The organism is Methylotuvimicrobium buryatense 5G, from assembly GCF_000341735.1.
Lineage (GTDB): Bacteria > Pseudomonadota > Gammaproteobacteria > Methylococcales > Methylomonadaceae > Methylotuvimicrobium > Methylotuvimicrobium buryatense.
Window position 1 is genome coordinate 1 of the sequence record NZ_KB455575.1, and the last position, 12,817, is coordinate 12,817.

Below are 12,817 nucleotides of genomic sequence, written 5' to 3' on the forward strand. Positions count from 1 at the left end.
ATCGTATGATTAATTTTGTGTATTTCGTAATTTTCGTGGACTGACTGCCGGATTTAGGATTAAACGAAGTAGTGTCCTCCCTTTTTTCCGGAATGTTAAGGCTAAATATCGTGCGAGTTATTTATTCCGCCGTTTTTTATTTATTATTGCCGCTGATTTTTGGGCGATTGCTTTGGCGCAGCATTAAGGCGCCCGAATACCGTAATCGTTACTGGGAGAGACTTGGGCTGTATCGGCGCCGTTTCGAAGGTCCGTTTATCTGGTTTCATGCCGTATCGGTCGGAGAGGTCGAGGCAGCTTTTCCGTTAATCAAGCGCCTTCAGCAAGATTATCCCGCAAAAAAGATTCTGATTACCACGACAACGCCGACCGGTTCCGCGCGTGTTCAGGCTGTATTGGCCGATTCTGTCACTCATGTTTACCTTCCTTACGATACGCCCGGTTCGGTCGCGCGGTTTATTGCCGCATTCAAGCCCGAGCTTGGCGTTGTCATGGAAACCGAAATTTGGCCCAATCTATTTGCAGCCTGTGCGGCAAAGGATATTCCGTTATGCATTGTCAATGCTCGATTGTCCGATAGATCCGCGCGCGGTTACGCCAAAATTCCGAGCCTGATTAAGCCGGCGCTTGCTTGCGTGAGTCAAATTGCCGCTCAAACGCAGGAGGATGCCGAACGATTCGTGTCGATCGGCGCGGAACTAGAGCGTGTTCAAGCGGTTGGCAATTTGAAGTTCGATATCGATATCGATCCGCAATTCCTGGATCGAGGTAAGCAGCTGAAGCAGGAATACTTCGCCGGACGTTTTGTTTGGATTATCGCCAGCACGCATAAAAACGAAGAAGCGATTTTTTTAAGCCTTTATCCGAAGCTCAAAGCCTCTATACCTGAGTTGCTGCTATTGCTTGTGCCTCGTCACCCTGAAAGGTTTTCCGAAGTCGAGCGTCTGGTTGCCGGCAATGATTTAAAACCGATAAGCCGTTCGTCCGGGTTGAAATGTGCGGATGAAACCGATGTATTTTTGTTGGACAGCATGGGCGAATTGAAGCTGTTTTATGCTGCTGCCGATTTGGCTTTTGTCGGCGGCAGTATGGTGCCGGTCGGAGGGCACAATATTTTAGAGCCGGCGGCGCTTGGAGTTCCGGTGATGTTCGGTCCTTACATGGATAATTTCAGAGAAATTCAATCCAATGTCTTAGCCGCTGAAGCAGCGGTTCAATGTTACAACGAAGCGGAAATCCTGTTTAATGTAGGTAATATCTATCAAAATCGAGCGGCGCGTGATGCATTGGCCCAAAAGGGATTGCAATTTGTTGCAGACAACAGAGGGGCTTTGGAGAAAGTTGTGGCCTTGATCGGTTCGTTAAGCGGATGTAATAGAGGTGAAAGGTGAAAGGTGAAAGGTGAAAGGTGAAAGGTGAAAGGTGAAAGGTGAAAGGTGAAAGGTGAAAGGTGAAAGGTGAAAGGTGAAAGGTGAAAGGTGAAAGGTGAAAGGTGAAAGGTGAATCGGCGCTTGACAAGCGATTTAAATACTGCATCATTTTACCGCTTACCGCTTACCGCTTACCGCTTACCGCTTACCGCTTACCGCTTACCGCTTACCGCTTATTCTGTGGTCTAATGATATTAATAATAAATGGAGAACATACATGCTCAAACAAGAATTAGTGGACGAACTCAATATTTTGCTGCATTACAATCTGACGACGACACTCGAGGGAATCAAAATTCATAAGGATGCGGATGCCTCTGTAATTGATGCAGTAGCGCGTTTGTACCAAAAAGGCTTGGTAACGCAAGCGGATGGCGGATATTTGACCGATCTCGGCCGAACGGCAGCCGAGCATGCGCAAGCTTGTCATATTATTCTTACCTCCGGTTGAGGATGTTGCTTACGGGTTTTCGGGAGGCTTAAACGATGAAAGTATTTTTATTATTCTCCGGTAGCGGCACGATGGTCGTGTTGACGGATCGTTCGCAAGTCGACGATCAGTCGTTTTTAGCAGTGCTGGCAGGTAAGGGCGTAGAAAAGTTTGTCGCCTATGAAATTCCTGTGCCGTTGGCCAGAGAGCGCTATGGACATCATTTCGAAAAGGCCGAACAAGAATTAAGTGCGGATCGCCCTTTGCGAGTGCTCGATTATAACGGCGAACGCGCAATGCGTTTGTTTCAATTCGCCGAATTGGGCGCTGTGGTCATGCATGAGCCGGAGGGTTATACCGAACAAAAAAGTTTCTAAGGGTGATTGTGGGGCGGTCTCGCTTTTTCAAGTGCGCTTGTCGCTTATGCATATCCTACAAGGCTAATTTTTCACTCCGATTGACTCGAGGTCTGGTGATTTGATTGCGGTTCTTGTATAGTTCGCCGCTTTTTCCGGATATCAACTATGGTGGAAACCGATGTCGTCGTAATCGGTGCGGGCGCTTCCGGGTTAATATGTGCCATCGAAGCAGGTAAGCGCAAGCGCAATGTGAAAGTGTTGGAATTAGCCGCAAAGCCCGGTAAAAAAATTCTGATGTCTGGAGGCGGGCGCTGTAACTTCACCAATTATTCGGTTGAACCGGACAATTATATTTCCCATAATCCGCATTTTTGTAAATCGGCCTTGAGTCGATTTACACAATGGGATTTTCTGGATTGGGTTCAGCGTTATCGCATTCCTTATCACGAGCGAGAATTCGGTCGTCTGTTTTGTAATGACAGCGCCAAGGATATTCTTAATATGCTTTTGACCGAGTGCGATTCGGTGGGTGTCGACATTAACTTGAATACCCGCATCGAAGCCATTGAGCATCGTTCCGATCGACAATTCCTGATTAAAACCAAGCTGCAAAATTATTTATGCCGCTCGCTGGTGATCGCTACCGGCGGTCTGTCGATTCCTAAAATGGGCGCGTCGCCCTTCGGCTATAAAGTCGCTGAACAATTCGGTATTAAAGTTTGGCCGACTTCGGCGGGCCTGGTTCCATTTACGCTACAACCGGATGACAAGCAGCGATTGTCCGAACTTTCCGGTATCGCACTGTTATGCCGGGTGAGTTGTTACGAGCAAAGTTTTACCGAGAATTTGTTGTTTACCCATCGGGGACTAAGCGGGCCGGCGATGCTGCAGATTTCGAATTACTGGCGTCCCGGACAGTCGTTGACGATCGATTTATTACCCGAGACCGATCTTGCCGAGCATCTTTGGCAGCTTAAAACGACAAAGTCAAAAGCTGCGTTAAAGACCATGCTGGCCGAATTATTGCCGAAACGTTTGCTCGCCTGTCTAATCGAGGAAAAGTTGCTGAATAGTAATATGGCGGATTTATCGGCCGCTCAAATCGATGCTATTACCGACTGTATCAGCCATTGGACGATCAAACCGAACGCGACGGAAGGCTACCGCACCGCCGAAGTGACACTGGGCGGCGTCGATTGTAACGCGATTTCATCGAAAACGATGGGCTGTCATGATGTGCCGGGTTTGTATTTCATCGGCGAAGTGCTCGATGTGACCGGTTGGCTCGGCGGTTATAACTTTCAATGGGCTTGGTCGTCGGGTTGGTGTGCCGGGCAATATGTTTAAACGGCTTGAAACCGATGATATCGTCCCCATACTCCCGGATACTGCGTCCGTTGAAAAGATTATTATTGTTTAAATCATCATGAAAAAGTTATTCAACAAAAGTTTAATCACGAACTTGCTGGCGGTTTTGATCGTTGTTACCGGCTATGTGTGCCCGGTACAACAAGATTTAACGAAGGCGGTCGGTTTTTTTGCATTGTCGGGTGCGATTACCAATTGGTTGGCCGTGCATATGTTGTTTGAAAAAGTGCCGTTGTTATATGGCTCCGGTGTCATACCTAATCGCTTCGAGGAGTTTAAATCGTCGATCAAGTTGCTGATGATGCAACAGTTTTTTACCGTCGAAAATATCGAGCAATTTATCGAAAAAGAAGAGCGGGAGGGCGGCAAGGTATTGAATTTAGAGCCGATACTGAATGCAGTCGATTATGAACGGGTTTACGAGGGTCTTGTTGCTTCGATTATGAACTCTTCGTTCGGCGGCATGCTGATGATGATGGGTGGAGAAGAGGCGCTGAAGCCGCTCAAAGAGCCTTTTACCGAGAAAATGAAGCTCATTTTGACCGAAACGGTCGATTCGGAGCGCTTCAAGGAGGCTTTACATCATAGTTTGGACGCCCATAAGATTGGCGAGGATATTGTCGATAAAATCGAGACAGTTATCGATAAACGCTTGAATCAATTAACGCCTCAGTTAGTCAAGGAGATCGTGCGGACCATTATCCGTCAACACTTGGGCTGGCTTGTGGTTTGGGGAGGCGTTTTCGGCGGCTTGATCGGTGCCGCATTCAGTTTTATATAATCATGAGCGATATTCAGTTACATTACGAAGCATTCGGCGATGAGCGCGCGCCGCCATTGGTCATCTTGCACGGCTTCTTAGCTTCGTCACGCAATTGGAGGCAAATTGCCAAGCGTTTGTCCGAGCGTTTCCGCGTTTATGTGCCGGATCAGCGTAATCATGGCGCATCGCCGCATGCCGAGCAGATGGATTATCCGCTGATGGCCTCCGACCTGGCGGCATTCATGGATTGTTTGGATTTGGAATCGGCTACCTTGCTTGGGCATAGTATGGGCGGCAAGACCGCGATGTGGTTTGCGCTCAACAATCCCGAGCGGGTGTCGCGTTTGTTAGTCGCGGATATTGCGCCGGTCGCTTATAGGCACAATTTCGATCGTATTATCGAGGCGCTTGACCGCTTGCCTTTGGCATCGCTTTCGAATCGTAAGCAGGCTGACGATTTTTTGTCTGAGGCGATTCCCGATATTGGCTTCAGGCAGTTTTTATTGCAAAACTTAATACTGCGGGATGGGCAGTATACTTGGCGAATCAATCTGGATTATTGTCAACAGTCGGCCGATTATATCGTCGGCTTTCCTTCGGTCGAGGGGGTGGCGGGTTTTACCGGAGATGCGTTGTTTATCGCCGGAGAAAATTCCGCTTATTTTCGACCCGAAGCCATTTCGGGACTGTTCCCTAACGCGGCTGTCGCAACGATTGCGAATGCCGGGCATTGGTTGCATGCCGAACAGCCCGAGTGTTTCGTCAAGGTAGTCGAGGATTTTGTCATGGATCAGTTTAAATAATCCGCCTAGTTTGCCGATACCATCCGTATATGGACAAAACGACCGGGTTATGAATATGAAACTTTATAGTGGGTTGATTGTATTATTATTGATTGTTTCGACTGCAAAGGCTTATGCCGAGTATTATGAAGTACCTATGATGGAGGCTAAATGGGATGTGGAAAGCGGTCAATCGGAATGCCGTCTTAAACAAACCATTCCCAATTATGGCTCGGCGGTGTTTAGTCATCGAGCCGGGTCTGAGTTAGCATTCTCATTGCAGGAAAGACGAGTTAAGGCCGATATCATTAAGGCGAATGTCACCGAAGCAACGGCGCCTTGGATACATAACGAGCTAGCGTCACCTAATCATGCGGTTTATTTAGATGGTGCCGCGCATGGCCGAGATTTTGATCGTCTCAGTGTGTATGGCGACGCGGCGGAAGATATGCTCGATGCATTATTGCGAGGCAACGCACCGACCTTTGTCTATGTGCGGGCATCGACGGTCTTAGATATGCGCGAAATTAGGGTATCGGTATCACCGATTAAGTTTTTGGAAAGCTATGATGACTTTGTTAAGTGCCGGGAAAAATTGTTACATAGTCGTTCAAAAGTTGTTTATTGAAAATTTTCCCTATAGGATTATTTTTGATTAAACAATCATCAGTGTTGAATCTAGCCGGCATTTGACAATAAAAAAACTCCAGGCAGGCTTGATTGCTGAGGGCGATCTGTGTGCCATTGGTTAATAATTGTCCAAGAGTATTAAAAACCGGTTAAAATGGTCTATGAATTAAGTTAGACTTACTGAAAAGTATTGGTATAGTGTATTCATAGTTTATTTAGGCTAGCTGAAAATAATAAGGAGAAAGCGGATGTCGAAAGGGCAAAATTTGCAGGATAATTTTTTAAATACACTCAGAAAAGAGCATACCCCTGTATCGATTTTTTTAGTGAACGGAATCAAACTGCAAGGTCGCGTCGATTCGTTCGATCAATATGTCATTATGTTAAAGAACACGGTCAGCCAAATGGTTTATAAGCATGCCATTTCAACGATCGTGCCAGGAAAACCCGTCAAAATCACCCGTGAAAACGAACTCATTGAAGATTAACGATACAAGGAGCGCTTGATTGTTTGAGCGTCCTAATGCCGGTGAACGGGCCGTGCTCGTTCACCTCACTTTACATACTTCACCCGAAGACCTTTCGGAATTGAAAGAGTTGGCTAAGTCGGCCGGAGCCGATCCGGTTTATGTGTTGACCGGTAGCCGGCAAAGTCCCGATTCGAAATATTTTATCGGTACCGGAAAGCTTGAGGAGCTCAAGCAGGCCATTAGCGATTATTCGGCCGATATTGTCTTATTTAATCACCCTTTGTCACCGAGCCAAGAGCGCAACCTCGAAAAAGCGTTGGAAGTTCGTGTGGTCGATCGCAACGGTTTAATCTTGGATATTTTTGCGCAGCGCGCACAAACCTTCGAGGGCAAACTTCAAGTCGAATTGGCTCAATTACGGCACTTATCCACGCGCCTGATTCGCGGTTGGACGCATCTGGAACGGCAAAAAGGGGGCATCGGCTTAAGGGGGCCCGGCGAAACGCAGCTCGAGACCGACCGTAGGCTTTTGGGGATTCGAATCAAGCAAATTCAACGCCGCTTGGAGAAAGTCGCCAAACAGCGTCATCAAGGGCGAAGCAAGCGTAAGAAAGCCGAAATTCCGTCGGTTTCGTTGGTCGGATATACCAATGCGGGAAAGTCGACGCTATTTAATACGATGACCGGTGCGGCAATTTATGCGGCCGATCAGTTATTCGCGACCCTCGATCCAACGTTACGTCAATGCGCATTGCCTAATAACGCTGAAATTGTCTTGGCCGATACCGTCGGATTCATTCGGCATTTGCCTCATGAGTTGGTTGCCGCTTTCAGATCGACGTTACAAGAGGCCAGCGAGGCAAATTTGCTGCTGCATGTGATCGATGCCAATGCCGAAGACCGTGATGAAACCATCGCACAAGTTAACCAGGTTTTAGAGGATATCGAAGCGAATGAAATTAGGCAGCTGCAAGTGTTTAATAAAATTGACCTGTTGCCGGATATTGAGCCGCATGTCGATAGGGATGATGAAGGCAATGCCTTGAGAGTCTGGTTATCGGCCGAAACCGGTGTCGGTGTCGATTTGCTTTACCAGGTGTTAGCCGAAATTTTTGCTTCCAGCAAAGTGCGACGACAGATCAATCTTTCGCCTACTCAAGGCGATGTTCGAGCGAAGCTTTTTCGTTTAGGAACGGTCCTCGAGGAAGAAGTGAGCGCTACCGGAGGATGGGAGCTACTGGTCGAAATCGATAAAAAGCATTTGGGTGTTTTGAAATCGGTTGATAAGTTGGAGGCTTAGAATGAATATTCTAATCTCGATAAGCAGGTTTGTATAATAGTGGTTTTTTTAGGATAATCCCCGAATTAATGATTATCTGTAAACTAAGCGTTTATTGTTCTCTTCGTAATGGCCTTTTTTATCGGAATCGGTCATCAAGAACAAGCTCAAAACGTGAGAATTAAAATAAATTTGTTTAATTTTATAGGTTTATTGAGTAATTAAATCGGTTACGAATGATGATTTTTCGTATCACCGGTTTATTATTTTACTGTGATAGACATCTTTTAATGTTTAATTTAAGAAAATCCAAACGGAGCATAGCTATGTCCTGGAATGAGCCTGGCGGCGGTAAAAAAGATCCTTGGAGCGGTCGTGGAGGAGACGATAAAGGCCCTCCGGATCTGGATGAAGCGATCAGAGCGCTTCAGGAAAAGATCGGCGGAATTTTTGGCGGCGGTGGCGGTGGCGGCGGCAGTTCGCCTGGCGCATCAATGAAAGGCTTCGGGTTTCTCATCGGAGGTGCTGTCGTTCTATGGGGGTTAAGCGGCTTTTATATCGTCGATGAAGGTAATCACGGTGTCGTGACGCGTTTTGGTAAATATACCGAAACGACGCAGGCCGGTTTGAATTGGCACATTCCCGTACCGATCGAAAGCGTTGAATTAGTCAATGTCAGACGGCAACGTTTTATCGAAGTCGGTTATCGTAGCGGAGGTGCTCAGCAAACGTTGGGGTCGGTCCCAAAAGAAGCATTGATGTTGACTAAAGATGAAAACATCGTCGATGTTCGTTTGGCTGTGCAATATCAAGTCAAGGATGCGAAGGATTTCCTGTTCAACGTTGTTAGCCCTGAGATCACATTAAAACAGGTGACCGAAGCGGCTCAGCGTGGTGTGGTCGGCTCAAGTAAAATGGATTTTGTCTTGACCGAAGGACGTACCGAAATCGTGGCGCAAATCCGGGAGGAAATTCAGGACGTCATGGATTCTTATAAGTCCGGCGTGCAAATAACCAGTGTTAACTTGCAGGATGCCCAGCCGCCTGAGCAAGTTCAGGGGGCGTTTGAAGATGCGATCAAGGCTCGTGAAGATCAGCAGCGTTTAATCAATGAAGCGGAAGCTTATTCGAACGATGTGATTCCGAAAGCGCGTGGTGCCGCGGCAAGAAAAATGCAGGAAGCCGAAGGTTATAAACAACAGGTGATAGCTCGAGCGGAAGGTGAGGCGAGTCGTTTCTTGGCTTTGCTAGGCGAGTATAAAAAGGCTCCCGAAGTGACGCGTAAGCGCTTGTACATCGAATCGGTGCAAAGCGTATTGACCCATTCCAATACCGTTTTCCTCGATGTTAAAAGCGGTAATAACTTGATGTATTTACCATTGGATAAAATAATTAAACAATCTCCAACGGATGAAACCGCGCAAAAATCTCAAGCCGGCAGCGTGACGCAAACTAGGCCGATCGATCCGGTTTTTCGAACCACTACTCGCGGACGTGAAGGAAGGGGACGCTAATGACTTTGAATAAAATTTTAATCGGTGTCGCTGCAATCTTGTTCGTTGGGTTGATGTGCGTTTTTACCGTATCGGAAACCGAAAAAGCGATTAAATTCAAATTAGGTGAAATTGTCAGAAACGATTACGAGCCTGGAATTCATTTCAAATGGCCAATCATCAACAATGTCAAAAAGTTCGATAGTCGTATTCAAACGATGGATACATCGCCGGAGCGTTTTTTGACCGCTGAAAAGAAAAACGTAATCGTCGACTCTTTTGTTAAATGGCGAATCGGTGATGTCAAGGCCTTTTATACCGTAGTTGGCGGTGATATCAATCAGGCTAATTTAAGACTGGATCAGATTATCAAGGATGCCTTCCGCAGCGAATTCGGTAGACGGGATATCACGCAGTTAGTTGCGACCGACCGAAAAGCGATACGGCAAATCTTGATTGATAGAACCACGCAGATAGCAGCGGATTTAGGTCTCGAAATCCTTGACGTTCAAGTCAAGCGTATCGATTTACCGCCTGATGTCAGTAGCTCTGTATTTAGAAGGATGGAAGCCGAGCGTGAACGGGTAGCTAGGGAGTTTCGCTCTCAAGGTTCCGAGGCGGCTGAACGCATTCGATCCGACGCCGATAGACAACGCGTCGTAATTCTTGCCGAAGCCTTTAGAGAAGCCGAGAAACTACGAGGCGAAGGCGATGCGATTTCGGCCGATACTTATGCTAAAGCGTTTTCAAGAGATGCTGAATTCTATAGCTTTTACCGTAGTATCAATGCTTATAAAGAGACATTTAGCGATCCTGATCGCTTGATGGTCATTGACCCGGAATCGGAATTCTTTAAGTACTTCAAGTCTCAGAAATAAAGACTGGCTAATATAACGTTCAATCACTTCGATTGGACAATTGACAATGCTAACGCTCCGTCTTTACGGGGCGTTTTGTTTGAGTGGATACGTAAAAAATGCAACAAAAAAATACTTGGCTTTTACCCGACGGTATCGAAGAGGTCTTGCCGGCTGAAGCCAAGCATCTGGAAAACCTCAGACGGAAGTTATTGGATGTTTTTTCGTGTTGGGGTTATTCGCTGGTCATTACGCCAATGATCGATTATTTGGATTCTCTGTTGACCGGGTCCGGCCATGATTTGGATCTCCAAACTTTTAAATTAACCGATCAACTGAGTGGTGAAATGTTGGGTATTCGTGCCGATATGACGCCGCAAGTTGCACGTATCGATGCACACAACCTTAATAATTGTGCGCCGGCCCGCTTATGCTATGTCGGTACTGTATTGCATACGCTCGGCGACCCGTTGGAAAAAACCCGGAGCCCGATGCAGATCGGTGCAGAATTATACGGCCACGAAGGCCGTGAGAGCGATGTCGAAGTGATTTCGTTGATGTTGGAAATGTTGGCGATGTCCGGCTTGAAAAACGTTCATCTCGACTTAGGGCATGTCGGTATTTATCGAGCCTTATCGGAACAGGCTGAATTGACCGATGCCGACGAAGCCGCATTGTTCGACGCGTTGCAGCGAAAAGCGCGGCCGGAAATCCGAGAACTCATCGAAGGATTAGCTCTCGATGAACAACTGAAAACAATGTTGCTCAGGTTGCCGGAACTTAATGGTGGTTACGAAACACTCGAGCAAGCACGAGTCGTGTTTGCCGATGCCGGCGATGCCGTAAAACGGGCCTTGGCAGATTTGCAAGCGATTGCCGATCAATTGGCGGCAGCTTTTCCTGATTTGCCGTTGAGTTTCGATTTGGCCGAACTCCGAGGATATCGCTATCATACCGGCGTTGTGTTTGCGGCCTTCGTGCCGAGCGTAGGGCGCGAGATAGCTAGAGGCGGACGTTATGACAATATCGGTGAAGTATTCGGACGGGCTAGGCCCGCTACCGGATTTAGCGCCGATTTAAAATTATTGTCGGTTTTGAGTAAGGATATTATTCCGCTTGAGCGGCCGGAAATTATTTTTGCTCCTGCTACCGATAACCGCGAGTTGGCCGAAAAAATCCGGGATTTACGCGCCGAGGGCAGGACCGTCATCCGTGAATTGCCCGGACAGACCGGAAACTACAAAGAACTTGGGTACACCTCGATTTTGGAAAAAAAAAATACCGACTGGGTTGTTAAAGCTATCGCTTAATTTGGAATCATCATGGGAAAAAATGTTGTAGTCATCGGCACTCAATGGGGTGACGAAGGAAAGGGTAAACTGGTCGATTTGCTGACCGATCAGGCGGATGCGGTTGTCCGTTTTCAAGGCGGCCACAATGCGGGTCATACCTTGGTCATTCAAGGGCAAAAGACAGTCTTGCATCTGATACCGTCCGGTATTCTGCGAAAAGACGTGCAATGCATGATCGGTAACGGTGTGGTATTGGCCCCGAATGCCTTACTCGAAGAAATTGAGATTCTCGAAAAGGCCGGTATTTCGGTCAAGAATCGACTGCTGATTAGCGAGGCATGCGCATTAATCTTACCGATTCATGTCGCGATCGATCAGGCTCGCGAACTGGCGCGCGGTAACAAAGCCATCGGTACTACCGGGCGCGGCATTGGTCCGGCTTATGAAGACAAAGTCGCACGTAGAGGTTTGCGCGCCGGCGACCTATTCGATGTCGGCAGCTTCAGTGACAAGTTGAACGAATTGCTCGATTATCACAACTTTATGCTGACCAATTATTATAAAGTCGACGCGGTCGATTTCAACCAAGCACTCGACGAAGTTCTGGCTCAAGGCGAGCAAATAAAGCCGATGTTAGCCGATGTCGGCGACGTACTCTCAAAGTATCAAAACGCCGGTAAAAAAATATTGTTCGAAGGCGCACAAGGCGCATTACTCGACATTGATCACGGGACCTATCCTTATGTGACATCATCCAATACGACGGCCGGAGGCGCCTCAACTGGTACCGGTGTGGGTCCGTTGAATCTCGATTATGTGTTGGGTATTACCAAGGCTTATTCGACCCGGGTCGGCAACGGTCCATTTCCGACCGAATTGATGAACGACATCGGCGAGCATCTCGGGGTGAAAGGTCATGAGTTCGGTGCGACGACCGGTCGAAAACGCCGGACCGGCTGGTTCGACGCGGTATCGATGCGCAAATCCGCCCAATTGAACAGCTTAACCGGCATTTGCCTGACCAAACTCGACGTGCTCGACGGTCTCGAAAAAATCGGCATTTGTACTGCTTACAAACTGGATGGCGAAGTCACCGAAACCGCTCCGTTAGGCGCCGATCGTTATCAGGCTTGTGAAGCGATCATCGAAGAAATGCCGGGTTGGAGCGATAGCACCGAAGGTGTGACCGAATACGACAAATTGCCGGAAAACGCGAAAGCCTATATCAAACGTATCGAAGAATTGGTCGGCGTCAAAGTAGCGATCCTATCCACGGGTCCCGACCGTGACGAAACCATCATGCTGGAACATCCGTTCAACTGCGATTGACAAAAGCTCCACACGGAAACGCCCGGTTTATGCCGGGCGGTTTCTGTGATTCCACCGGCACGACTAAGCGCCCGGTTCATTTATTATTTCCCATATACTCAAAATTTAGCTATACCCCTCGTAGATCAAAATTCTGCGCAGGGGTTGCCCGTCAAAGGACGCCGTGAATACGTCCCTGTAGGCTCTAGCCAGCTCCATGCTGGCAAAGCCTTTGCCGAGCACCTCGGCGCCTTCTCAGGGACTGCCGAAGTTTGAAGCACGAAAGGCATAACTTTATCCAAAAAAAGCGTTTTGTCCACGAAATACACAAAAATCACGATAATATTTAAATAGTT

13 protein-coding genes are annotated in these 12,817 nt (G+C 47.6%); all 13 read left to right on the plus strand.

From position 1 onward, the window contains the following. The first annotated feature begins 110 nt into the window (after positions 1-110). The 13 genes from waaA to METBU_RS0100070 all read left to right on the plus strand — a co-directional run bounded on the left by waaA (position 111) and on the right by METBU_RS0100070 (position 12,482). On the plus strand, positions 111-1,391 hold the full coding sequence (gene waaA, locus METBU_RS0100005) for a lipid IV(A) 3-deoxy-D-manno-octulosonic acid transferase (protein WP_040575383.1): 1,281 nt from the start codon (positions 111-113) through the stop codon (positions 1,389-1,391). Positions 1,392-1,647: 256 nt separating this feature from the next. After that, positions 1,648-1,881, plus strand: coding sequence for a TIGR02647 family protein (locus METBU_RS0100010; protein ID WP_017838678.1), 234 nt, complete (start codon positions 1,648-1,650; stop codon positions 1,879-1,881). 35 nt (positions 1,882-1,916) lie between these two features. Continuing rightward, the gene (locus METBU_RS0100015) at positions 1,917-2,237 is read left to right on the plus strand and encodes a hypothetical protein (protein ID WP_017838679.1); all 321 of its coding nucleotides are present in this window, start codon (positions 1,917-1,919) and stop codon (positions 2,235-2,237) included. Positions 2,238-2,384: 147 nt separating this feature from the next. Then, complete coding sequence (locus METBU_RS0100020) at positions 2,385-3,566, plus strand: BaiN/RdsA family NAD(P)/FAD-dependent oxidoreductase (RefSeq protein WP_017838680.1); 1,182 nt, start codon at positions 2,385-2,387, stop codon at positions 3,564-3,566. 79 nt (positions 3,567-3,645) lie between these two features. Next, entirely contained in the window at positions 3,646-4,368 is a 723-nt protein-coding gene (locus METBU_RS0100025; protein ID WP_017838681.1) for a DUF445 domain-containing protein, read from the plus strand. Between the two features lie 2 nt (positions 4,369-4,370). Further along, entirely contained in the window at positions 4,371-5,153 is a 783-nt protein-coding gene (locus tag METBU_RS0100030; protein ID WP_017838682.1) for an alpha/beta fold hydrolase, read from the plus strand. Positions 5,154-5,208: 55 nt separating this feature from the next. Further along, the gene (locus tag METBU_RS0100035) at positions 5,209-5,760 is read left to right on the plus strand and encodes a hypothetical protein (protein WP_138767188.1); all 552 of its coding nucleotides are present in this window, start codon (positions 5,209-5,211) and stop codon (positions 5,758-5,760) included. 250 nt (positions 5,761-6,010) lie between these two features. Beyond that, entirely contained in the window at positions 6,011-6,250 is a 240-nt protein-coding gene (gene hfq, locus METBU_RS0100040) for an RNA chaperone Hfq (RefSeq protein ID WP_014149491.1), read from the plus strand. A gap of 19 nt (positions 6,251-6,269) precedes the next feature. After that, positions 6,270-7,532 (plus strand): ribosome rescue GTPase HflX, encoded by a 1,263-nt coding sequence (gene hflX, locus METBU_RS0100045; RefSeq protein WP_017838684.1) that lies wholly within the window; start codon positions 6,270-6,272, stop codon positions 7,530-7,532. 305 nt (positions 7,533-7,837) lie between these two features. Further along, positions 7,838-9,025, plus strand: coding sequence for an FtsH protease activity modulator HflK (hflK, locus tag METBU_RS0100055; protein WP_017838686.1), 1,188 nt, complete (start codon positions 7,838-7,840; stop codon positions 9,023-9,025). Then, positions 9,025-9,882 carry a protease modulator HflC gene (gene hflC, locus METBU_RS0100060; RefSeq protein WP_017838687.1) on the plus strand — a complete coding sequence of 286 codons (858 nt, stop codon included), beginning with the start codon at positions 9,025-9,027 and terminating at the stop codon, positions 9,880-9,882. Before hflK ends, hflC begins: the two co-directional genes overlap by 1 nt. 98 nt (positions 9,883-9,980) lie before the next feature. Continuing rightward, the gene (locus tag METBU_RS0100065) at positions 9,981-11,171 is read left to right on the plus strand and encodes an ATP phosphoribosyltransferase regulatory subunit (protein ID WP_017838688.1); all 1,191 of its coding nucleotides are present in this window, start codon (positions 9,981-9,983) and stop codon (positions 11,169-11,171) included. 12 nt (positions 11,172-11,183) lie between these two features. Next, positions 11,184-12,482, plus strand: coding sequence for an adenylosuccinate synthase (locus tag METBU_RS0100070; RefSeq protein ID WP_017838689.1), 1,299 nt, complete (start codon positions 11,184-11,186; stop codon positions 12,480-12,482). Positions 12,483-12,817 lie beyond the last annotated feature (335 nt).

What these genes read in the sequence shown, in the direction of transcription:
- METBU_RS0100070 (WP_017838689.1), top strand. Translation starts at nt 11,184, where the DNA reads ATGGGAAAAAATGTTGTAGTCATCGGCACTCAATGGGGTGACGAAGGA.
- METBU_RS0100010 (WP_017838678.1), top strand. Translation starts at nt 1,648, where the DNA reads ATGCTCAAACAAGAATTAGTGGACGAACTCAATATTTTGCTGCATTAC.
- METBU_RS0100035 (WP_138767188.1), top strand. Translation starts at nt 5,209, where the DNA reads ATGAAACTTTATAGTGGGTTGATTGTATTATTATTGATTGTTTCGACT.
- METBU_RS0100030 (WP_017838682.1), top strand. Translation starts at nt 4,371, where the DNA reads ATGAGCGATATTCAGTTACATTACGAAGCATTCGGCGATGAGCGCGCG.
- METBU_RS0100020 (WP_017838680.1), top strand. Translation starts at nt 2,385, where the DNA reads ATGGTGGAAACCGATGTCGTCGTAATCGGTGCGGGCGCTTCCGGGTTA.
- METBU_RS0100015 (WP_017838679.1), top strand. Translation starts at nt 1,917, where the DNA reads ATGAAAGTATTTTTATTATTCTCCGGTAGCGGCACGATGGTCGTGTTG.
- METBU_RS0100065 (WP_017838688.1), top strand. Translation starts at nt 9,981, where the DNA reads ATGCAACAAAAAAATACTTGGCTTTTACCCGACGGTATCGAAGAGGTC.
- hflK (WP_017838686.1), top strand. Translation starts at nt 7,838, where the DNA reads ATGTCCTGGAATGAGCCTGGCGGCGGTAAAAAAGATCCTTGGAGCGGT.
- METBU_RS0100025 (WP_017838681.1), top strand. Translation starts at nt 3,646, where the DNA reads ATGAAAAAGTTATTCAACAAAAGTTTAATCACGAACTTGCTGGCGGTT.
- hflC (WP_017838687.1), top strand. Translation starts at nt 9,025, where the DNA reads ATGACTTTGAATAAAATTTTAATCGGTGTCGCTGCAATCTTGTTCGTT.
- hfq (WP_014149491.1), top strand. Translation starts at nt 6,011, where the DNA reads ATGTCGAAAGGGCAAAATTTGCAGGATAATTTTTTAAATACACTCAGA.